Origin of the sequence: Chrysosporum bergii ANA360D (assembly GCF_029891735.1) — a bacterium.
In the GTDB taxonomy this organism is placed as follows: domain Bacteria; phylum Cyanobacteriota; class Cyanobacteriia; order Cyanobacteriales; family Nostocaceae; genus Umezakia; species Umezakia bergii.
The window spans coordinates 1-23,994 of the sequence record NZ_JANQDH010000025.1 but is presented as its reverse complement, the minus strand read 5'-3'; the positions used below and the strand labels follow the sequence as shown (position 1 = coordinate 23,994).

14 protein-coding genes and 1 pseudogene are annotated in these 23,994 nt (G+C 40.3%); 9 read left to right on the top strand and 6 right to left on the bottom strand.

Going from position 1 to position 23,994, the window contains the following annotated elements:
• Window positions 1-6 precede the first annotated feature (6 nt).
• The 3 genes from NWP17_RS03910 to NWP17_RS03900 are packed head-to-tail and all read right to left on the bottom strand — an operon-like array spanning window position 7 to window position 4,001.
• A complete protein-coding gene (locus NWP17_RS03910) occupies window positions 7-1,629 on the bottom strand; it encodes an NHLP bacteriocin system secretion protein (protein ID WP_280653605.1) in 1,623 nt (540 codons plus the stop codon).
• A gap of 48 nt (window positions 1,630-1,677) precedes the next feature.
• On the bottom strand, window positions 1,678-2,784 hold the full coding sequence (locus NWP17_RS03905; protein ID WP_280653604.1) for a cyclic nucleotide-binding domain-containing protein: 1,107 nt from the start codon (window positions 2,782-2,784) through the stop codon (window positions 1,678-1,680).
• Between the two features lie 41 nt (window positions 2,785-2,825).
• The gene (locus tag NWP17_RS03900) at window positions 2,826-4,001 is read right to left on the bottom strand and encodes a DUF7005 family protein (protein WP_280653603.1); all 1,176 of its coding nucleotides are present in this window, start codon (window positions 3,999-4,001) and stop codon (window positions 2,826-2,828) included.
• A gap of 104 nt (window positions 4,002-4,105) precedes the next feature.
• Here NWP17_RS03900 and NWP17_RS03895 point away from each other — a divergent pair, with 104 nt between their 5' ends.
• Window positions 4,106-4,891, top strand: coding sequence for a MinD/ParA family ATP-binding protein (locus NWP17_RS03895; protein ID WP_280653602.1), 786 nt, complete (start codon window positions 4,106-4,108; stop codon window positions 4,889-4,891).
• 39 nt (window positions 4,892-4,930) lie between these two features.
• The gene (locus NWP17_RS03890; RefSeq protein WP_280653601.1) at window positions 4,931-6,028 is read left to right on the top strand and encodes a GAF domain-containing protein; all 1,098 of its coding nucleotides are present in this window, start codon (window positions 4,931-4,933) and stop codon (window positions 6,026-6,028) included.
• 67 nt (window positions 6,029-6,095) lie between these two features.
• Here NWP17_RS03890 and NWP17_RS03885 read toward each other — a convergent pair whose 3' ends face one another.
• On the bottom strand, window positions 6,096-7,556 hold the full coding sequence (locus tag NWP17_RS03885) for a GUN4 domain-containing protein (protein ID WP_280653600.1): 1,461 nt from the start codon (window positions 7,554-7,556) through the stop codon (window positions 6,096-6,098).
• A gap of 625 nt (window positions 7,557-8,181) precedes the next feature.
• On the opposite strand from NWP17_RS03885, the gene NWP17_RS03880 reads away from it, so the two are divergent.
• The 5 genes from NWP17_RS03880 (at window position 8,182) to lanM (ending at window position 15,726) form a co-directional block, all read left to right on the top strand.
• Complete coding sequence (locus NWP17_RS03880; protein ID WP_280653599.1) at window positions 8,182-9,576, top strand: MBL fold metallo-hydrolase; 1,395 nt, start codon at window positions 8,182-8,184, stop codon at window positions 9,574-9,576.
• 23 nt (window positions 9,577-9,599) lie between these two features.
• The gene (locus NWP17_RS03875) at window positions 9,600-10,802 is read left to right on the top strand and encodes a hypothetical protein (protein ID WP_280653598.1); all 1,203 of its coding nucleotides are present in this window, start codon (window positions 9,600-9,602) and stop codon (window positions 10,800-10,802) included.
• The gene (locus tag NWP17_RS03870) at window positions 10,768-12,576 is read left to right on the top strand and encodes a hypothetical protein (RefSeq protein WP_280653597.1); all 1,809 of its coding nucleotides are present in this window, start codon (window positions 10,768-10,770) and stop codon (window positions 12,574-12,576) included. The genes NWP17_RS03875 and NWP17_RS03870 overlap by 35 nt, the downstream gene beginning before the upstream one ends.
• The gene (locus tag NWP17_RS03865) at window positions 12,573-13,664 is read left to right on the top strand and encodes a zinc-binding alcohol dehydrogenase family protein (protein ID WP_280653596.1); all 1,092 of its coding nucleotides are present in this window, start codon (window positions 12,573-12,575) and stop codon (window positions 13,662-13,664) included. Before NWP17_RS03870 ends, NWP17_RS03865 begins: the two co-directional genes overlap by 4 nt.
• A gap of 67 nt (window positions 13,665-13,731) precedes the next feature.
• Window positions 13,732-15,726, top strand: coding sequence for a type 2 lanthipeptide synthetase LanM (gene lanM / locus NWP17_RS03860; protein ID WP_280653595.1), 1,995 nt, complete (start codon window positions 13,732-13,734; stop codon window positions 15,724-15,726).
• 2 nt (window positions 15,727-15,728) lie between these two features.
• Here lanM and NWP17_RS03855 read toward each other — a convergent pair whose 3' ends face one another.
• The gene (locus NWP17_RS03855; protein ID WP_280653594.1) at window positions 15,729-19,313 is read right to left on the bottom strand and encodes a WD40 domain-containing protein; all 3,585 of its coding nucleotides are present in this window, start codon (window positions 19,311-19,313) and stop codon (window positions 15,729-15,731) included.
• A 326-nt stretch (window positions 19,314-19,639) separates the two neighbouring features.
• On the opposite strand from NWP17_RS03855, the gene NWP17_RS03850 reads away from it, so the two are divergent.
• On the top strand, window positions 19,640-20,554 hold the full coding sequence (locus NWP17_RS03850) for a DUF928 domain-containing protein (protein WP_280653593.1): 915 nt from the start codon (window positions 19,640-19,642) through the stop codon (window positions 20,552-20,554).
• Between the two features lie 46 nt (window positions 20,555-20,600).
• On the opposite strand, the gene NWP17_RS03845 is transcribed toward NWP17_RS03850, so the two are convergent.
• A complete protein-coding gene (locus NWP17_RS03845) occupies window positions 20,601-23,624 on the bottom strand; it encodes a CHAT domain-containing protein (RefSeq protein WP_280653592.1) in 3,024 nt (1,007 codons plus the stop codon).
• A gap of 113 nt (window positions 23,625-23,737) precedes the next feature.
• Between NWP17_RS03845 and NWP17_RS03840 the strand changes: the two are divergent.
• Window positions 23,738-23,994 (top strand): annotated as a pseudogene (locus NWP17_RS03840) (IS701 family transposase); the annotation flags it as partial.

Here is a 23,994-nt window from a genome sequence, read left to right as displayed (position 1 = left end):
AGTATGCTAATCAATACCAGTAATAGACCTAAAGATGGGGATGACGTAGGCTATAGGTGCAATTTCTCCCACCTTGACCCGAACCTGTACGGTAGTCCCTGGAGACAGTTGGATGTCAGGACCTGTGGAAGAAGACCATTTATAGCCACTATTGGTATTGGCAGTTTCCAGTTCAGCGAACACTTGCACAGGGGCAGTACCGCCTCCTGATGCCAGACCTTGAGCTAGATTTTCTGCCAGATTTTGGTTACCGATAATGGTTGACATATCCTGCACTGTTACTGGAAAAGGTGCGACATTTTTTACAGTGCCTAAAATACCACCAAATCGTTCTCGCTTAACTAAACTGGGGGTGACTTGCACTTCCATTCCCTGTTGAACTTGCTTACCATCTTTGTCAGCAAAGTAAATGACGCCCATCAGTTTGGCAACAGTACCTTTGGCATTAATTGATCCTAAACGAGATCCTCCAGAAACTATTTGCCCGGGTACAACTGATAATTCAAGGACTTTGCCATCATAATCACTGATAATTTGGCTTTTTAATTCTATTTCCTTTTTTAATTGAGCTATTCTGACTTTTACTTCATCAATTCTATTCTTACTATTAATGTTTGCCTCTAATTCTTCTTGAGCTAACTTGGCTAGTTGACTGTTAATTCCTTGAAGTTGGGTGTTTAGTTCGTCGATTTTATTCAGGCTTTGCTGGTATTGTCTTTCTAGATCAACTTCATTGACCTGAATTTCTTGTAGTTGAACTTTCAGTTGGTTACTTTGGTTAATGCTGTCTAAATACTGTCGTTCTGTATTTACCTGCTCTAGTTCTAGCTGTTTCTCTTGGGCTTCCAGATCGGAGAGTTGGGCTAGACTATCAAAGTATTCTCTTTGAGCCCCTAACATCACATCAGCACTAACAATTTTTTGGTCATACAAGCTGCGTCGAGCCTCTAGCTGTGTTTCCAGTTGGGGGAGCAATTTGTTAATTTGCTTCAGGCGGTTATTGAGACCTTCTTTTTTTTGTTTAATAGAATCGAAACTTCGTTGACGCAGATTGGGTAAAACTTTTTGGTCGTCCCTAAGTCTTTTTTCAATCAACTCACGATTTTGTGCTAGTAGTTTCAGGTTTTGTTGGCGTAACCTGGGTATGATGGATTCTCTTTCTAGACTGGATTGGAGGGTGGCTTGTTGTTTAGCTAGATTTTCCCTTTCTGCAGTTAGTCTTGTGTTGAGGGCTGATTCGCTTTCTTGCGCTTGAGTCAATAATTCTCTCAGCTTTTTCTGCTCTTGTTGCAGTTGCTGTTCTAGAGCAGGTTGGCTAATCAATCCGATGATGTCGCCTTTTTTGATTTCATCTCCAGATTTAATGCTAAGTTTGGTGACGGTTCCTTCACTAGGTGCTTGAAATTGGACTACACCGCGAGGATAGAGCAACACACCTTGTCCTGTGACTGTGAGGGGAAGCCGACCAACAATACTCCAAACTGCGGCTACTGCTACCAAAGATCCCAAGCCGGTTAGTGGTAACCAAGCTCTAGGATTGACAACGTTCATCAGCTGGTCGAGCCTTTCTGGTGAGGATAGGCGTTCTAAAGCTTCCTGACGAAATAGTTTTTTTGATGAATCTGACATAATAATTAATCCACTGATGCCCACTGATAATTTATGCTTGATCAATGTTTAACTGACTTTTAATCGTTTGAGCATCCAGTCGAATCTGGCCCCGCCCAGAGTCAGGTTATCCATGATTTCTAAATCAATTTCATCCTCATAAGTTGCTTGTGTGTCTAGAGTTTGCCCGACTTGGTAGGGACTTCGACCATATCCCAAACGGCTAATTAAGCCTTGTAATCTCCCGGAAATCAGCATGGAAACAACTCGATAGAACCGCGCTGCAATGCCGACATCTTGCTGTAATTTGACTAGCAGGTGTTGACCCGGAATGGTGAGTAAGCTGCAATTTTCTAAGGCTCTCAAGGTGTAGTTTGACATGGGATCGTTTAAAGCGATCGCCTCTCCTAAAATTTCTCCTCTGTTGAGACGGATGATCTCTGTGGCTAATGATTCATCTGTTTGTTCATCCCTTTCTAAGGCTGCAAACAAGCTGATGAGTTTATTGGGCTGTTCTTCTTTGACAAGGACGGCTATTGTCCCTTGCAGGAGGATATAAAGATTTTCCATCTGTTCCCCATTGAGAATGAGAACTTCTTGGGCTGATATTTGTGTTAATCTACCCACGTTTAGCATCCAGTCAACATCACTGTCACGCAGTTCCCCAAAAATTAGGGGTACATCCTCTAGAGGGGGAATTTGTTTTTTGTGCTGACGCAGAAAGTATTGAACAAGTCGCCCAAAACGCTCTGAGAGTAAAGTTGCTATTCCTCGATAAAATCGGGAGGCAAAACCCAGGTCTTGTGTTATTTGTTGTTGGAGTAGCGGATGGGGAATGGCGAGTAAGGAGGAGTTTTCTGTGGCTCTAATGGTCATTTTCGCCGGGGTTAGCTCCACGGTTGAAACTGTTCCCATCACTTCCCCTGGGGAAAAGCGGGCAATTTCCTGTTCTAAGTCTTGATCATCTTCCAGGGCTGCAAACACACGCCCTAATCTACCCCCTTGATTTTGGCTAATACTCCCCATGAATTCGCCACTAATGATTAGGTATAAAAAATCAGGCGATCGCGCCTGTTCAATTAACACGCCCCCTGTCTGAATGTTTTCCGTGTGTCCGTTTTGCTTCAGCCATTGGATATCGCCATTACTTAACTGTTTCAGAAAAAGGTCTATCATAGTCTCACCTGTTTAATCATGAAAGTCTCAAGGGTTGTATTTCACTGGGTTGTAATTTCTTGGTTTTGACCAATAAGTTGTTTGGCATTCTCTACAGCTGTTTCGATTAGGGATATTCCGGCTTCAGATGCCAATTCTTCCAGTCTAATGGTTGTCAAGCCTATAAATATGGACATTGCTTCTGCTTTGGTTTTTGGGTTTATTTGATACTTTTGCTCAAACTGTTCTAAGTTCTCCGCTGCTGCTTTGACTAGCCTTTGTAAAATTTTAAACGCCCCTTCCGAAAGTGGGGGGTTCCCCCGGTAATTTTCTAATCTGCCTCCTGGACGATAGATGGGAAAAGCTTCTAAACCCAGAAAATGTAAAAACCAATCAGCCCGATAATGGCCGATTGCACTGACAATACCACGATAATCTGCAATTAACTCATCAAGAATGTTATTTCGCATCGAGCCGAACCAACGGCGCGTTACGTAATGGGTGCATTCGTGTTCTAAGCGAATTTTACCAGAAAGTTCTAGCCATTTTTGTTGGTCTAATCCTAACTTAGTAGCACTAACGTTGCTATATGTACCTTGACTGAGCAAAATAAAGCGATCCCGGTACAGTTCTGGGCGCTGGACTAGGCGTTGAAATTCGGCATTCCATCTTAGTTGATCATCTTGATTTTCCTTTAGCCATTCTTGCTGATATTCTCGCACTCGATGCCAGTTGTTATACCCCTGGATAATGCAAGCCCCCATTGATTCCGGGATGGGGTGGGGTTCATTGCGTTTTGTTAAGGCTTGGACTAAGCTAATAAAGTCAGGTCTGTTACCTGCAACTAAGATGGGAATCTCACCAGCTAAGGTTTGATATGTGTATAGTTGCAGTTTTTCTGGTTGCAGCAAAGTAAACCCGTTAGAAATCTTCATGTGTTCGGTTGATTTTCCTTGGCGGGTTGCGGCTCGATATTCTTGGGTTTCGCTAATACCAGAATAAATAGGGAACTGTAACTGCACTAAGTGTGGTTTTAAGGCTGCATAAGCCCCAATGGTATGAGACTGTTGTACATATTGGTTCCAGGTGGCAAGATGAGGTTCAACACGGTTTTGGTGTAGTTGTTCTGGACGGGGAGGAGTGAACAGATTTTCATTGTAATTCAGCAGTTCTAGAGTTTCTGACTCACTCGCTCCATAAGCTGCCAAGGTATCGGCACACAACTGTAAAGAATCCATTGCTACCCCACAGGAACAAAGTATGTTAGAAATAGTAATACTGGAAAAATTCGTTGTATATTGTGGGGATTGGTATATTTTTTCAATGGTGAGTAATTAAGTCTATGTCAAAAATTATTTCTATTCACTCTTATCGGGGCGGGACTGGGAAATCTAATACCACAGCTAATCTGGCTACCCTAGTTGCTCGTGAAGGAAATCGTGTTGGTATTATTGATACCGACCTTCCTTCCCCGGGAATTCACATTCTCTTTGGCTTGGAACTTCAAAAAAGCAATCGCACCTTGAACACTTTGAATGACTTTCTGTGGGGGAAGAGTAAAATTAGTGATGCTGCCCATGATGTCAGTCATGTGCTAGAAAATCAGGGAACTCCTGATAGCAAAATTTATTTAGTTCCCGCCAGCGTCAAACTCAATGAAATTTCTCGCATATTAAGAGAAGGTTTTGATCCAGAATTGTTATTTCAAGGATATCAGCAGCTGATTAAGGAATTAAAATTAGATTATCTATTCATTGATACCCATCCTGGTCTCAGTGAAGAAACTTTACTTTCTTTAACAGTTTCCCAAACTCTGCTGTTGATATTGCGACCAGATCAACAAGACTTTCAGGGAACCGCAGTTACAGTAGACGTAGCCCGGCGACTGAAAGTCCCTCAGATGTTTCTCATTGTTAATAAAGCTTTACCTGAATACGACTTTGAAAAAATGCGCCAACAAGTCACACAAACCTACAATTTACCAGTGTTAGGCATCCTCCCAGACTCTGCCGATATGCTACGTTTAGCTAGTCAAGGGATATTTACAATTAAATACAAAAACCATCCCATCACTGAAGTTATGCAAAAAATGGCTCAACAAATTACTAACCAGGCCATTAGGATTTAAATCATTTAAATATAGTTAGAAAATATCCGAGTAGCAACCGTGTCTTACTTAATCTACGCTTCTGAAACAGCAAATGAAAGAGTTTATCAATTGAAACTTGGAGTTAACACAATAGGTCGCCAAATAGATAATACTATTGTTCTGCTAGAAGAAACTGTATCTCGTCACCATGCTCAGATTTTTGTTACTCATAACAGTGTAACTATTAAAGATTGTGGTAGTAGTAATCATACTTTTGTCAATCAAGTCCAGGTTGATGTATGTCAATTGAGTGGAGGTGATCAAGTTATGTGCGGTACAGCCACATTTAAATTTGTCCACCACCTGACCACATCACGGCTAAAGGATATTGATGATCAAGAATCACTAGGCGAGAAATTCAAACAAATTCCTCTACCCCAAACTCCCAATCAACTAGAGAATTTGCTGGGTAAAAACTCCAAAAATCAGTCAATTGTTAATCTTGATACTGACAATAATCAGCAACGCCCAGTCAACAAACTAAAAATTCTTTTAGAAGTCAGTAAACAGCTGTGTTCCCCCGATGAACCAGATCAACTGTTGCAAAAAATTCTGGATTTGTTATTTCAAATTATGGGAATCGACCGGGCGGTAATTCTCTTATTGGATGAAGAGTCTCAACAAATCGAACCAAAAGCGGTCAAGTTACGAGATCATGTTCATTCTAGTCAAGAGTTTTACAGTCGCAAAATCGTCAATGTCGCCTACAAGAGCGGTGATGCAATTATCTCTCAAGATCCCAAGGGGGATGAGCGATTTCATGGTTCTGTTTCTATTCTCCTAGACCGGATTCAGAATTGTATGTGCGTCCCCCTGAAAAATCATCAAGAAACCATGGGGGTGTTATATGTTGATAATTTGTCTCCCCTTGTCCGTTATACTGAGGAGGATTTAGACTTTTTAACTGCTTTGGCTAACCAAGCAGCAGCAGCCATTCATCTGTCTCGGGAATTTTATAAGCGAGAACAAAAACTGAAACAACAAGTGCTAGAACTGCAAATTAAAATTGATGAATCAAAGAAAGAAGAAGAAGTTGCTGAAATCATTGAGGGCGATTTTTTCCAAAGTTTGCAGCAACGTGCAGAGCAGCTGAGAAAAAACAATAATCTCACTTAAAGATACATTGTTGGAGTCATTTAACTTGAGTTTCACCAATGCTATTTCGACCTACCCTTGAAGATTGTTACTTGATCACAGTGGGAGAAGAATGTGTCACCCTTTGAGTCTCCTTGATGCAAGTCTCAACACGGGATAACAGACCCCAACCACCGAGAACAATCCGCCCATCCTCCAATTCCTTAAATGTCCACATAAAATGACACCTGCAAGGAAGATGGGCTTCCGGTGCATCGTAGTTAAAAGTAATATTAGTGTAGTGCAACCATCCCCTTCTTCCTCTTTTCCATCCTAGTCTTTCCCCAAAAGCTTCCCAGATTTTAGCGTTATACTCTCTGCTTCCTCCCAAACTTTGATAAATGCGCTTCTGTAAAGAAAACCCAAACCGCCCATTACTGTGTTTGATCCACAACCCGTCAATAAGACGGAGGTCTTCACAGGGAAAATTCTCAATACTTTCTTCATCTAACCAATCTTCTTTTTCCCGCTTCGCCACTGCTAACATGACCCGGAATGTTTCCTCATCCGCTTTCTTCCATTCCCCATCTGTTAAAAATCGCTCTAGCTTTTGATACTGACTTGGTAAAGTTACAGATGGAGTAGGAACAGGGGGGACTGTGGTGGGTGACTGGGTAACTGAATGACCACCAGGATTAAGAGCATTAATAACTTCTGCAGCAGATTGATAACGATGCTTGGCGATGGGGTGGGCTAACTTTTCCAAAATCTGACCCAACTCATCACTGACTACATTCCCATTCAGGTGATCTCGCCATAGCCATTCTCCTTCCAGGGGACTGTATAAATCAAAGGGGCTAACTTGAGTTAATAGATACAAACAGGTCACCCCTAAACTATATAAATCACTGATAAATAACGGTTTCCCCATAGACTGCTCTGGAGCGCAATATTCCGCCGAACCGATAATTGTCCCTGCGGCTGTGCGTCGCTGTGGTTTTACTGCTTTAGCCGCGCCAAAGTCTACTAAAAACAACTTGTTGTCACTGCTACGCCGGATAATATTTTCTGGTTTAATATCTCTGTGTATTACCTGTTTACTGTGGACAAATTCTAAAATCTGTAATATTTCTAGTAATAATGTTCTAATCTGTGGTTCGGAAAATACACCATTTTGATCTAACTCAGCCTGGAGGTTGTTTCCGTCCACAAACTCTTGTACTAAGTATTGGCGATTATCCACCACGAAATAAGCCATCAAGTCAGGAATTTGGAGATGCTTACCTAACTCTTCTAGTCGTTGTGCTTCCTGTGCAAATAACTCAGATGCTTTGTCAAAAGTAGATGTCCCCTGTGCTTGGGGTAAAAATTGCTTAATGACACAAAAAGGCTGGGATGGTTTATATTTGTCAGTAGCCAGAAATGTCCGCCCAAAACCGCCTTGACCTAAAATTGACCGGGGTATATACCTTTCTGTTAGAATTAACTTACTACCGCATTGTTGACAAGATGTGAAGTTATCAGGGTTAAGGTGGAGACAGTCTGGATTTAAACAATAGATGGTATTCATATTCTCTCAGGTAATGCTGATTGTGTTACCGGATGCTTTGAGGGTGATTAATTCTGGTGATATTTTCTTATCTAGAGACATTATACACAAATTGGTCAGTGGGAAGACCTGAACAAACCTGAACTTTTATGTATTGACATTCCCACTGATGTCATCCTGCTTGTTTTTATTTGATTTGTTTATTTGTGTTTTTTTGTTATGAATAAAGCAGGTAACACTGGCTTCTAGCCGGTATTCAAGAGCGCGCTGTTCTATTATATCATGCAGACAGGGAATAAATTCCCTGTCTAATAGCTAAAGTCGGTTAAAACCGACTAGTTTACAGATGCTTGTATTGAACGCGATTGGCTTCGCCAGTGCCGTAGGCGATCGCATTAATGGCTACTTCTGCAATTCTAAATTCTAAGTTCTAAATTCTATATTCTATATTCGTAGGCGATTGGCTTCGCCAGTGCCGTAGGCGATCGCGCATCAGCTAATGCTTCTGCAATTCTAAATTCTAACAAGCAAGATGCTTGTGTTACGTGGACTGTATAAGTAGCATCGGCTTTTAGCCGATATTCAGACAGATAACAAGACAGAAAACTTTTACAACTCAGAAATATAAAGCGATCGCCTGTGTAGTGTGGTTCAACCTTTTGTTCAAGAAATTTTTAACTCTTTATTGGAACTTAATAATTTTGGACAAGCAATTCTACAAGCAGCCCACAAACATCAAAAAATAGCAGATAGATTTTTTGATATCGACCCTAACCAAGTAGAAACCAGTTTTTCCTTAAAGAAAGAATTTCTTTTACTTGAAAATAACCCGGTTTTAGCCTTGTTGTTTAACAATGCCAGATATCCAGCATTTTTAGGTAAAAGTGGATTGGTAAACCTGCAAGACCAAGGGATATTACCCGATATCAAAAAACTTTTGTATTTATGCGGTCAGTCCCAACACACATATTCACAAATTTCTCAACAAATCGGTGATGGTGGTAATTTGTTGTTAGATAAATGGATCAAATGCCGTATTGTTGAAGAGAAACCTGGTTCTCATGACATAAATGAGGCAGAAAATTCTCAAAATTCACCGGGGGTTGTTCGCCTGCAACACGCATCACTACTATACAGAACCAAGACTACAGGAGTTTTAGTAGATCCCCACCTCCACTCTAATTATGGCATCCCTTCTTTGAAAAAAGATATTACTCGCGCCCAATTAGAAGGTCTTGTAGATGCTATTTTAATTTCCCATAGTCATTATGACCATTGGCATTGTCCCACCTTAATGATGTTTCCTGCTGATATCCCTATCATTGTTCCCAAAGTACCACAGGGAACAATTACTTGTGAAGACATGGAAGCTAGATTAAAAAGTCTGGGATTTGAGAATGTCATTGCTGTTGATTGGTATGCTGACCCTATTATATTTGGTGACATAGAAATTCATGTTTTACCGTTTTACGGAGAACAGCCTTTAGTGCCAGAATATGATCGCCCGAAATATCCAGAGTTGAGAAACTGGGGTAATACCTATTTGATACGCACAGAATATTATACATCTTGGTTCTTAATTGATGCGGGCAATGAACCAACAGCTTCTATGGTGGAAGTGGCAGAATATGTGAAACAAAAGTTTGCTGATGTAGATCAGATTATTAGTAATTTTCAGCCATTATCTTATAACTCAATTGGCACAGATTTATCCAGTTGGGGCATAGATATTGTTGGCAATTTAATTAGTAATCCTCAAATTTTTTCTGTTACTAACCAACAAGAAGGAGAATATATTGCTACATTAGGACCGAAGGGAGTGGCGGAAATTTGTGCCATTGTGGGAGCTAAATTTTGCTTACCTTATGCCCACAGTTGGGCGGAATTAGGCACTTACACAACTAACGATGAACGGCTGATGGTACAGACCCAAGAGGAACTCAACAAGCTAGGCTGTTCCACAAAAGTTATTCCTTGGCGCATTGGTGATGGCTCTGTCAGCCAGGATAACCAGACAATTTGTCATCCCGTATTTAATTAAAATATGGTGGTAGGAAATAGCTGATGATTAATTCTTCTGTAAAAGATTATGTAAAACTTGTTCAACCCTACACATCCTCTGCCCTGATTTCCTCAGCAACTTGGGGTAAAATTAACGCCATAGCCGCACTGCTTCCTAGTGATATTACTTCGTTTTTTGGTTTTGAATGTCCCTTGGGAATTGCAGCTGCTAGGAGTGATTTTTTAATTTGTGCAGAGGCGGCAGAATCTGGACGAGAAGTATTAGCGGCAAATCATGGTGGTTTACCGAAATTATTGCTGTCTGATCCTATTTGGCATCAGATACATAAATTTAGTCAAGCATGGCAGAATGAGACTTCTGCTCTTTATCAACAAGTACATAATGTTTGGCTAGAATTTGACATTGATGATTACGGAGATAGTTTACCTGTTCCCAGTTGTTTTTTTGGACCACAACCGATTTACTCTAGTAAATCACCTGATGCAGGTCTAGCTGAGAATAACTCCTATGAATGGATTACCAGAACTGGTTTACAACTGCTCCTTAATGCTAACTTACCAGAAGCAGTAGAAGAAGAACTTTTTAAGTGTTTAGATTTGTTGCCCCATGAAGCCTATGTGTTTCAAATTGGGGTGATGTTAGCTAGAAATGTTAACAATCAGGTGAGGGTGTGTATCCGCAACATTTCACCAGAACAAATTGGCGAATATTTACAAAAAATTGGTTGGTCTGGTTCTGTAGATATTCTAGAAGTATTTTTGCAAGAAATTTCTGGTTTGGTGGAAAGAATTGATTTAGATATTGATGTGGGTGAAAGTATTGGTGCTAAAATTGGCTTGGAATGTTACTTCTCTAAACAACCAAAATTAGAACCCCGATGGCAATTATTTTTAAATTATCTGGTGGGTAAAAATTTGTGTCTTACAGGCAAGCAAGCGGCTTTATTGGCTTATCCTGGATTTGTCCGAGAAAGTGCCGATCCAGGTGATTGGCCAAGTTACCTTTCTCGCTCATGTAATTTACTAGAAAATAATGCCGAGGCGGTATTTTTTAGGCAAATACATCACATCAAAATTGTTTATCAAGATAACCATCCCCAGTTAGCAAAAGCTTATCTGGCAATGGGTTATTGGTTGATTACTCAAGATTTCGTCCAACAGTATCGGAAAAGCCAAGTCAATTCAATTGATGGGAGAAAATTGCAGAACTATGTTGGTATCAGAAATTTTACAAGCCCTACCTAATTTCTTAGAATGGATGGTTTTGTTCAATCTGGGAGAAATTCGCCAATTGGCGGATGATAATACCTCTAAGGCCATGTATCACTTACCTGAAGATATAGACCTAGATGCTTATTCTCATGTAGTATTGACAAGTCACGGTAGATTTTTAGCTAGTAAGAATAAGTCTTGGTTGACGGAACCTACTCTGGGGAAAGGTTGGTCTGGGAACATGATTAAATCTTCCTTAGCCGAGCGATTTTGTCAACAATTGTCGTTGTTTCCTGTAGATGAAGCCGACTGTCTTGGTTTGGGAGAACAATCTCCCTTTGCTCCCGTTTTACTCCACATCAAAATTAACTCAGAAGGCTACGGAGAAGCACAAGCGATTTTTGAGCAAAAGCCTTGTGAAAAACATTATGAACTCCTGCAAGCAGTGGGAGTTAAGTTTATGGGGGGAGAAACCACAGATAACTACTATTTAGCTCGATTTCGTAATCGTTTACCTGTGCATATTCATGCTGGTATTCTTTCTCATTTCAGTCGCACGGGACATTGCAACATCTTTTTTCTGCAACATGGTAATATTGACCCTTTGTTAGAACAGGGGTTGTTAAAGGCGGCAGAAGTTCGGGTCAAATTCGTGAAAAATCGTGCTTTTCAAGCTCTGGCCACTACAGCAGCCAATTGTGTGGACTCACATCAAGCCATGACTTGTCAACCCCCCGCACCAGCCCCATCTTTTGCTTATGGTGATTTAGTTCCCTTGGGGTTTGTTTTACAGGCTTTAAATGTTGCTGTATCATCCCAAGATCAACCAGATATGCTCACAGCACACCGAAGCTTGAGGGAGTTTTTAGCAGAACAGCGTCAAGGAAAACTGTGGGCATTTCACACTGGACGTTTGGTAACTGCTACAGATTCAGCTTTGATTTTACAAGGTTTTGAGGATGAATCTGCTATTCAAGCCTTAGAAATATTTGCTGATGGACAGGGTGGTTACTATCCTCAACTGTGGTCTAAGACAAAAGAACCGGGTAAAATGCTGTGGGATGAGACTTGTGTCCATTGGTGTCAAAGCGATTACGCCACTACTTGTTTGATCCGAGGATTACAACGCCAAGGGGGATTACCAACAAACACTAGCATTGATTACTTACAAGCTGGTTTTGCAGAACGCAGTGGTTTGTATTTTGCCAACCCCTATTTAGTAGATTATGCTCTGGCCAGTGCCATTGAAAATGATCCGGGGGCGGAATCTTTGCGCCAGCAACTTTTAAACGAGATTCTCCCCACCATAAATGCAGATTTTTCTTTTGGCAACTATGATGTGGCTTTTTCTACAGCTTTGGCGATTCTGTGTATGGCCAAGCTGGGGTTTAGAGGTAGAACTCTGAGAAGCGCTCAGTTGCGGTTGTTGGATTTTATGGATAGGGAGGGTAAGTTTCCAGTGGCAACCCCATTTTATTCTAGTTTAGCCATAGATACCCAGGTTTCTAGTAAAAATTTATTGGGATTATTGTTAACTCATAGTTTAGCTAGTGATGGGCAACCAAAACAAATTAGAAAAGTCCTCGGAGAATATCATAGCATCTCTCTCTATATAGATAGTTCTCAAACCATATCCACTGCCATAGCTGCTTTAGCTCTAGCGGAAAACTGCTGCTCACAAGAATATGACTTAAATTTTCGCGAGTCTTCTGTATCAGATATTCATCCCCGCTATCAATGTCCTCATCATTGTGAATACATTACTAAATTTGCTTTACCTTATTATCTACAAGGATTGTTGGTATGAGAAATCTTGCTATTTGCGGTGAAAACATCAATCAGTCACCGGTGAAAACCTTGGGAATTGCCCAGATTGAATTAAATTCTGTGCCTATATTGGCGGGTTTGCTAAAAACAGAAGATATTGACTTTGACCCTGATTTGCCGGAAAATCGACAACAAGTTTTAGTGAGAAAAATAGCTTTTTCCTGTAACTATCGTGACCAGGGATTGATGCTGAGGGCTGCGCCATATGTTAAGGGCGATCGCTATTATGTGATCGGTTCAGAATTTGTGGGTGAAGTTGTTGCTGTTGGTGCAGAAGTAACTAATTTACAAATTGGCGATCGCGTCATTGGTGATAATCAATATCCACACTCTGGGGTAGTAGGTATTTTGCCCGGTGTACCCACTAATCAAGCCTCCAAAGAATACCAAGTTTTTCATCAGGTCAAATTACTAAAAATCCCTCCCCAAATGCCGGATGAAATAGCGGCTGGTTTTAGCATTGGCGCTCAAACCACTTATAGTATGATTCGCAAACTAAATATTCAACCAGGCTCTAATATTTTAGTTACTGCTGGTAAATCTAATACTTCTTTGTTTGCCATCGCCGCTCTGCAAAAATATCAAGTCAACGTCTATGTCACTTCCACTTCATGGGGTTTTGCCGATAAATTTTCTGATTTAGGGGTTAAACAATTCATTCCTGTTAATCTGAACACAGAAAAATTAATCCCCCCGGAAATTCCTGGTTTTGATTGTATTATAGATCCTTTCTTTGACCTGCATATCGGCAAATTAATTAATAATTTAGTGGATGGCGGTAGATATATAACCTGTGGTTTGTATCATCAGTTTTTTGACCCTAGTTTTGAGTATCGAGGATTAACACTTAGCGAAATTATGACAACAGTCTTGGTAAAAAATCTTCAAATTATTGGTAATTGTATCGGTCAAACTGAAGACTTAGCCAATGCCGTGCAAGATTATCTAAACGGTCAATTACCTGTAGCCATTGATTCAGTTTGGAGTGACACCCAAATTTCAGAATTTTTTACCAGAACTTATCATGCCAAAGACAGATTTGGCAAAGTTGTTTATCGCTACAACTGAGCAATTGACATACTCGACGATGAGTAGCAATTCATGAATCAATCATTAATCAATCATTAATCACCAAATGCAATTAACTAATATGGATCTCATTACTTCAATTGTTCGTAAAGCCGCCACACTGTCAGAGCGTATCGACCACAGTTTAGTTTTCCCCCAGCAACCATTAGATACAGAACAAGCAGAAAAGCGTTTAGCTTCTTGGTGTCAAATTGTCTCCAAGGGGGATAGTAGCAAATTTGAACGGCGTTTAGCTTGGGATGGGTGGGAGTTAGACAAGATTCGTTGTTGCTTGGATGATATAGATCACAATCAACCCGAAACTCTACCCCCGTGGGCGGACACTCTCAATCAATTGCTACAAGTAGCAAAAACCACCAATGCAGAGGAACTATTTGCACCTCAGCCCTACTTAAATCCAGAAGAACCTATTCCCTTTGAGCATTTCTATTTTCCCTTTGTGCAAGTTGCTTGGACCCAGCTAAATAATTCAGTAGGTACACATTGGCAATTACTAGCCGATTCAGCCCAACTTCCTTTACAACGGAATCTTGTGAATCGTTTGGCTACTATTGCTGCTGTAACTTTGTTGGAAGAATTTACTCAATTCCGTTCCTCAAGTAACTCTACACGAGATTTTCTCTTGCTGCACTTGAGAGGGCGTTATCGCCAAGAAAAATACCAAGAATTTATCAAAAAGTTATTTGCAGACGGTTTAGTGGCATTTTTTCAAGAGTATAGTGTGTTAGCACGACTACTAGCCCAAACCATTGATTTTTGGGTAGAATCCATGGCAGAGTTTATTCACAGACTGGCTGCAGACTACCCAGAAATTGAAAAAAGTTTTGCCAATCATCAACCTTTAGGGCAAGTTGTAGATTTAGCTGCTGGCTTATCAGATCCTCATAATCGGGGAAGAAGTGTCATTTCCCTCACCTTTGAGCAAGGAATGCAACTCATCTATAAACCCAAAACTTTAGTTTTAGATGTTACTTTTTACCGTTTGATAGATTGGTATAATAATCATTCTGTAAATTTACCTCTGAAAGTGATCAAAACACTCAATCGTCAAACCTATGGCTGGGTAGAGTATATTTCATTTCAAGACTGTCAAACACAAGCAGATGCAGAGAAATTTTACCAAAGAATGGGGATGTTAATGTGTTTGGTTTATGTTCTGGAAGGAACAGATTGCCATCTTGAAAATTTAGTGGCTCATGCTGAACATCCGGTATTAATAGATTTAGAAACTCTATTACAACACCGATTCAAGATTTTTGCGTCTTTAGAAGAAAGCCAACTAAAAATCACTGAATCAGTTTTGCGGACAGCCATGCTTCCCACACATATGTTTCCTAACGCGGGTATTGATCTGTATCCGAAAAATTTTGATATGAGTGGTATTGGTGGAGTCCACGACCAGGAGTTAGATACTCTAACTTTAGCAGATATTAACACAGATGGGATGCGGCTTGACCAGCATAGAGTCGCCATTAAAAATGTCAACTCCCCAACTTGTCAAGGAAATCCCATCTTTCCCCATGACTATTTAGAAAATATCCTCAATGGATTTGAAGATATGTATCGCTTTCTGATCACATATCACCAAGATTTGCTCACCAGTGAGAGTTGTTTAACAGACTTAAACCAGCAAAAAGTCCGTCTTGTATTTCGTAATACATCCACCTACGCTAAGATTTTGCAAAAATCCTATTGCTCAATGTTCTTACGTTGTGGCATTGATCACAGCATCATCCTGGAGCTTCTCAGTCGCGCTTTTTTAGTCGGCGAGGAAAAACCTGTGTTTTGGCCGGTTTTAAAGGCTGAATTACAGGCAATGGAACAAAACGACATACCTTTTTTTGTGGTTGACTCATCTAGTGATGGTTTAATTTTACCTAACGATACAATTGTGCCAGAAGTCTTTACAGCACCTAGTTTTCAACTCATGCTACAAAGACTGAAAACTTTAAACGAAGCTAACTTAACTGAGCAAATGGATATCATCCGAAAATCTCTATCTTCCCGGTTTCAACTTGATCTCCAGGCTACAGAGTCCTAGTTTCAATCCATTGCGCCTAAAAATTTCAAAGCCTCTCTTTGCATATCTGTTAAACCTTTCGCGTCTTTGATGCACATTTGTTCATAGGGTCGCTTTGCTCTCAATATCTGTAGACATTTTCCGGTGGAAATATCCCACAGTCTGATAGTTTCATCTTGTCCGCCGCTAACTAAAATCTGTCCATCGGGACTAAAGGCCACAGACCACACCCAACTTTGATGGGCTGGTATTGTCAACTGACATTGACTGGTATTTAAATTCCACAGCTTGACGGTTTCGTCACAACTACCACTAGCTAAAATGTTTCCTTGGGGGCTAAATGCTACTGACTGCACCCAACTAGTATGTCCCCACAAGGTTTTTAAACATTCTCCCGTGGCAACATCCCAGATGCGAATGGTACAATCACAACCGGCACTGGCTAAAAGTTGGCCATCAGGACTAAAAGATATTCCTTGTACCCAGCTAGTATGTCCCCGGAGGGTGTGTATACAGTTACCAGTGGTAATATCCCACAGTTTAATGGTTTTGTCTTCAGAAGCACTGGCTAAGGTAACTTGATCAGGGCTAAATTCCACAGACCACAACCAACCTTCATGTCCCTGTAGAGTTTTTAGACAGTTGCCGGTGATCATGTCCCATAATTTCACAGTGTAATCACCACTGCAACTGGCTAGGGTCAGTCCATTGCAACTAAAGGCCACTGAACGAATCCAACGTTTATGTCCCTGGAAGGTCTTGAGACATTGACCAGTATTCACATCCCAAAGCTTGATGCTGTAGTCACTGCTACCACTAGCTAGATATTTACCATCAGGACTAAAGGCCACAGAGCAGACCCATCCGCGATGTCCTTTTAACACCATCGCTGGGGGTGGAGTTGTTAAAGATTGACCTGTTTCTAGATGCCACAATCGCACGGTTTGATCTTCACTACCACTGGCTAGGGTTTTACCATCGGGACTGAAAGCTACTGACTGAATCCAGCTACCGTAACCTTGCCAAACATCAATACAACTACCTGTACTCACCTCCCACAGTCGCACCGAGCGATCTTCCCCAGATGTGGCTAAAATTGCTCCATTGGGACTAAAGGCTACTGATGTGAGATAACTATTATGACCGTGTAGGTTTTTTACACATTTTCCATCAGTAATACTCCAAAGTCTAACGGTGTGATCACCACTACCACTGGCTACTAGGTTGCCATCAGGACTAAAGGCCACTGATCGCAGTCTTTGGCTGTGTCCTGTGAATGTTCTCCAACATTTGCCAGTATTAGTTTCCCAAATTTTTAGAGTGCGATCGCCACTGCCACTGGCCAACAGTTTACCATCAGGGCTGAAGGCCACACACCGCACCCAACGGCTATGTTCTAATAGGGTGTGTAAACATTCACCCCTATTGACATCCCACAGTTTAACACTTTTATCTTCACTGCCACTGGCAATCAACCTGCCATCAGGGGAAAAAGCAACAGACCAAATAAAATTTTCGTGTCCTTGGAGAACCTGCAAACAGTCACCAGTGTTACTATCCCACAGTCTGATGGTAGCATCACTGCTGCCACTAGCAATGAATTTACCGTCTGGACTAAAGGCCACTGATCGCACTCGCTGGTCATGTCCTGTGAGGGTTTTTAAACAACTGCCGTCAAACATATCCCATAATTTCACAGTATGGTCGCTGCTACCACTACAAAGCATTTTGCCATCGGGACTAAAACTAATGGAATGTACCCAACCTGCGTGTCCTTTGCATTTCAGCACCACCTGACCATTATCAACTTGCCAAAGGTGAATTTCCCCATTGACATCTCCAGTGGCTAATAATTTGCCATTGTCACTAAAAGCTAAACATAAAATGCTAGTTAACTGTTTAGCAAATACCGACTTGCTTAGATCTGCACCAGTAAAGTTAACATTGTGTAGGCTGATTGTTTGTAAACAACCAGACCAAACAGTTAAATCAGAGAAGTCATAGCCAGTGAGTTCAACTTGCAAATGAGATAAAATATTAATAATATTACCAGTTGCATATCCCGGTTCTAAGGAAATTTTCTGCCGCAGATTGACCAGAACTGTTTGTAACTTCGTTTCAACTTTGTTGACAGTTTTATACAAAGTTAGCAGCCTCTCTGCTAAAGGTCTAATAAATAGCTGAATTTGTCCTTGTCTCACATACTCTTTTGCATCTGATTTTACTAGCGGGTATTGATTTAATAAAAGTATATTTTCCCTTTCTATTTCCGCTAAAATCTCCTCAATAAGCTTGTTTTGTAAATATTCTTTGACAACAGGCTGTAGGAAGAACTTTTTGTCTTTTTTCTCCAAAAGAGAACGATGCAGTAATGACCGAATAGTTCTATTAATCATTGGTGTGGGAATTTCTGGGATATACCACGATCTCAATCCACTTTCATCAAATTGTTCAGATTCTAAAGTTAACCAATATAAAAAATTTTTTTCTGCCAAAGGCAAGCGATTAAATTGTTGTTCTAAAACCTCGTTAATTTCTCCTGGTATAAATAAATTACTTCTCAGCAACTCGGAAACATTGCCATTGTATAAATCCCTGGCGATGGATGCAATGATTTTTAAAGCTAAAGGATTACCACTATATTTTTTGAGTAATTCCTGTAAACATTCTTCCGACTCTAAAAAACAACCTTTTAGTTGTAATATTTGCACTGCTGCCTCAGCAGTTAATCCCGCTAAATTTAAACAGCGCACAGGTGATGTTTCTCCCTGCATCAAGCTAATTTCTTGGGTTTTTTCTCTTGTGGTTAATAACAAACAACTATTATGCTGGCATTGTCCTAAACCTTGAAAAAATGTTTTATAATTTTCATAGCCTGTTTGATATTCACCTGCTAACACCCCACTTTTGAAAATGCTCTCAGCATTATCTAGTATTAATAAACATTTTTTCTGTTTGAGAATTTGCATCAAATGGGAAATTTGCTCCTCAAGTCTGATGGGTAAGTTGTTTTCTTCTCCTCGGTTCAAGAATTTCAGGATATCGCGTATTAATTGTTGTAAAGGAGGGGATGAAACGAGCGATCGCCACATTAAATATTCAAATTGATGTTGAATTTGTTGCCCTAACTTAACGCTCAGGTGAGTTTTACCAATACCCCCCATTCCTTGCAACACCACCAAACGACAACCATCACCCACTATCCATTTTTCCAGGGTTGCCAATTCCTCAGTGCGATTATAAAAAACCGTAACATCAGGCACATCTCCCCAGTCTTGGTATGTCCTCATCTTCTCTGATGAGTTTTGTTTGGGGGTAACTACTGAATTTTTATCTGCTTGATGCCATTTTCTTTCCAAAGCTGAACGAAAACTGCTTTTACTGACTTTTTCACCACAAACCTCTGATAGCAGTTGCCATAACTTTGGACCGATATCTTGCTTAAGGTAATTGACTGAGTAACCGTGGGTTTGGGCGATGTCATGGTAGCGTAGGTGCGGGTCTGACCAAGACGAATGCAAAAGCATTCTTTGCAAATCGCTGAGATGCTTACCTGTTTTCTCAAACACCAAGGTGTCAACCAAGGCTAAGGCTTGTTGAATATCCATAAGTCCATAAGTGGTAGATTGATCATCCTGATTGAAGTAACTGCACCGTTGTGAATATATGGAAATTAAAACTAGGGGTAGTTGAATTTCCAGTTAACCCTGATACTTATATGTTAAATAATCTTACCACAAGTCAAAATACAGGCTAGACAATGGTTTTCATATTAATGTTAAGATTTCCTGTAATATTTGGTGTTTCTTTTTTTTGAGAAAAATTTAAAAGTCGGAACATAACAGTAAATAATTAGGTCTTACAATCAGTGATTAAATCATTAAAAACCTGCTGTCATCAGTAGTAAAGTTGTTCAGCAAGTCCTATATAACCTATGAAAAATAAACTTTGGAGAGGATTTTTGTTAGCTGGGTTCCTCTGTCTATCCTTAGATTTGGTCAGTCAGACTCAGACACTAGCAAATGATTACGGTGTTCACGCAGCACAGCAAAGTTCAACTTATGACCAATATATGCAGCTTGGTTATACACAAACTATACGGAGAAACTATCGCAGGGCTTTAGGATATTTCCAGCAGGCGCTGAAGGTACGTCCTGATGATCAGGATGCCAAAGCTGCCATTAGGAATGTCAGTAATTACATTGAGCAAAGCAGCAGTTTAATTAGCTTTTCTCCCGGTAGACCAGGGAGACGGAGAGGGGCTGCATCCAGGGGAAGTTGTTTCTTAAATAGCCAGTATGCAGTTCCCCTTGTACCCACCGACTACGAAGCGCAACTAACAACATCACAGCATCCCACATTTTTGTTCTACGTTCCTGAAACTGCTCAACCAATACAAGGACTAGAATTTGTGTTGCGGGAGGAGGAAAGTATTGAAACTGTGTATAGAAAAACTTTTAAACCTGTTCAACAAGGGGGTATTGTCAGTATTACCATACCTAGTGATGAGCCATCATTAAAAGCGGGCAAAAAATATATTTGGGGGTTTTCGATGATCTGCGATTTTCTGAATCGTGATCAAGATTTGTATGAAGAAGGTCAAATCGAGTTAATAGAAAATGAAAACCTCTCCTCTCAAATACAGCAAACAACTCAACCTTTAGACAAGGCAATGCTTTATGCAGCAGCAGGATTATGGGAAAATACTCTAAGTGTTTTGGTTAACTTACGCCGCGATCGCCCCAATGATTCCCAGGTGGAGAAATATTGGCAGGATTTATTGAAATCAGTGGACCTGAAAGAAGTCGCTCAAGAGCCGCTATTGCCTTGTTGTACTTCCCCAAATTAACCAAAATTCTCGTTGCTCCTAACAAGCAGCGCGGTAACGGTTCCCACTACCATGGACTACCTACCATAGTAAATGCAGCCCAATAATAGGGATGGGTTAACTTCATATCCGGTGCTGTAACACTCTCAGCAGGTAAAGGTAATCCGGGGGATGATTCTAAACCCCGGACTTGAGTATCCTGGATATAAATCTGTCCTCGAGCCATAGCCACTTGCGCCTCTCTCAGCGCCTCTGCACGTATAGGAGCAGTTTTGAGAGATTCATAAAATCTGGTCATAAATGCCGCCGTACTGGCATCATTTACCGCCCATAAACTGGCAATAGAAGTTTTTACCCCTGCTAATACAGCTAAACCTGCAAACCCAATTTCCACTTCTTCATCACCTAAAGCAGTTCTGCAAGCACTCAGCACCAACATTTCCACAGGCGGGTCATTCAATCTTAATTGACGTAATTGATTTAAACGCAATTTGTCATTCCATAACTGAATATAGGAATTGCTCAACGGACCGGGGATAAAATCAGCATGAGTTGCTAAGTGAATGATCCCCAAGGGTTGTTGGCGACGAATCATTTTGAGATTATCTAAAGTCGCTTGCTGATCTAACAATAATTTCCCTGACCTTAGTTTAGAGACTAGAGTTGATAACTCAAAAGGAACTGCTGGTAATGGTTGTTGTCCCTGAGTGCTTTGAGAAACTCCCACAGCTAAAACTGGAGAGTTTTTAATGTCACTATAACGGGTATTTGTTAAACTCAGACTAGGCATTAAGCCAACACTATATTTTTCTACCAGAAACTGTTTACCATCATGAAGCGCCACTAAGGGAGTTGTACGTAAGCCAACATCTGATATAAAGACTAAATTATTAATGCCCTTTGCCTGTAAATCTGCCTCCAAATCTGCAATGATCCAATTATAAAGTTGCTGAGATGGCTTTAAGTAACCAGTACCCCGGCGGTTTTGAGGATTGACGACTTGATTACGAAATTCTTGAGCTAGTTGCAAAACTTTAGCTTTAGTTGCTCCGGTAATGCGTTTGCGGATGGGGTCGCCTTGACCAGTGACCAGTAATATTTCTAACTCATCCTGATCACTCTCAGCTATGCTATTCAATGCTGCTGTAGATTTGTTGTTTTTAGTATCAGTGTTTTGTACAATTTCCACAGGTACAAAATTGAGGTATATTAGTGCAGGTTTTATACCTGTTGATTTTTCTAAACTGCGGAGAACATCAGTAGTATCTTGTAATGTTTTGATTTCAGGTGACGGTACACCTAAGAAGTTAGCAACATCCTGGCTAAATTGACCTTCTAAATTCTGCAAGTCTTGGGAGACACTAGCACCAAGGCTAGTTAAGTTATTACTAATTGCTTGTTCGACCTTTTGGACAATCTCACTATTTTCTTTTACTGATGTACTTCCAGATATACTTGATTGTGTACTAATTGCTTGTTCGACCTTTTGGACAATCTGACCGTTTTCTTTAGGTATCGGTGGTTCCGGTGGTGTGGGTTTGGGTTTGGGAGTAATGTTGATGGATACTGGTGCTGAGGAGTCAGAAACACCATCGCTGGCTATGATCTCAAAAGCGGGAATATTTTGACCGCTTGTATCTACTGGCGGCTTGTAAACTAAAACCGTGTCTGATGCAAGGGTTGTTTCCCTGGTGACTGGTGTACCATCCTCCAAAGTCACAGTTCCGGATAAATTATCTAAACCAATAGTGAAATTATCTCTATCAACATCATTGACAGACACACTGAGGTCACTAAACTTAAATGTTACAGATTGGTTTTCTTCTGTGGTTGGTAACTGTGAATTTGCTGTTATGGTGGGTGGACTATTAGTGGAAATAATGGCAATATTGCTGGGAGTAGTGTCAGCATTTCCGCCATTTGGTAATACAGGAAATTCGGAAGTTGGTGTAATCTCAGAAATTCCGGTGTTAATGTTTCCTTGTGTCCCATTCAGGCTAGAATCACCAACAACAAATGGCAAATTATCCGCCCCTCCATCATGTTGGATTGTTACAGAACCTGCTTCCGTTACTGCACTGCTAATAATTGTATCATTAGTATCTAAAACTCCTAATGCTCTGACTACACCATTGGCCAGAAGGCTTACATCACCACCATACGCAGCAAGACTATTAAAAGAAATGGCTGAGGTATTGATAGTTCCTGTGACAATATTACCGGAGTTATTAACTTGAAAATTCACCACGCCACTTTTAGCAGTTTCTAATGCTCTGGTTGAAGAATCAATATCGCCCGTGTTGATGTTGCTTCCAGATATTAAGGTGATATTTCCGGCTGTAGCAGCACTCAATTCGCTTTCTGCAAAAGAATTAATTGAACCGATGTTAATATTTCCTCCTGCTTCTAAAGTGACATTTCCACCTGTGGAGTCACCATAATTACTGGCTGCGGAAGAATCAATAGCCTTGATGTCAATATTTCCGCCAGATTTAATATTTACTATGCCGCCTGTGGCTGTTTGTTGAGAAGAACTAGAATCATTTCTGGTAAAAGTGTTAATTATACCTGTTTTCAAATTACCTCCAGCTGTTAACTCAACTCCACCACTGGCAATCAAAGATGATAATATGTCAATATTGCCATCGCTGACGAATGTTAGTTGACCACCACTAACAAAAGGTGTTTGACCTAAATTGTCTATTGTAAAAACATCAATGCCTTGATTGCCTTGAATGTAAAAATTACCGCCCGCATTAGCACTAAAAAAATTTGCCGAACTGTCACGAACTGTGATGATATTTCCCGCTAATAACGATAGGTTACCTGTTGTGGAAATTTGGCTGGCTGGTAATGTCAAATTACGGTTAGCGCTGATGGTAGCGGTGTTAGCAGTTGCTTTGTTGACTACAACATCACCGTTTTCTACTTTTAAGCCTGTGTCAGTTAGTTTTACACAGGACTTACGCAACTGGCACAGGCGATCGCTAGAATATAGTATTATTGTAATATAATAAATAACATAACTGGCACAATCAGTCTCGGTGCGGCGGAAGCGTCGCGCCGAGACTAAACTCCAGTAAAAAGCCAATTTTGCAATTATTAAAATATATTTTTAATCGCCAAGACCATAAATAATAAAAATCCGATTATTCCTGACATGGTAAAATAATCAATCCCATGAATTATCAATTCTGATTTAATATGAAATTTACGAAATTAGATTATTGCCAATATTTGCTAAGTAGCCAAATCAATTATACTATTACTAACTTGGCAGAGCATTTAGAAAATATTAGTCATGACAAAATTAACTACTTTTTAAAAAAAGAAAAATTAACACCTCGTTTACTTTGGGATAATGTTAAAGATGTAATTATGACTGATGATAACGGTTACGTTATATTTGATGATAGCGTCTTAGATAAAAGGTATTCTGAAAAAATTGAAATAGTCAGGAG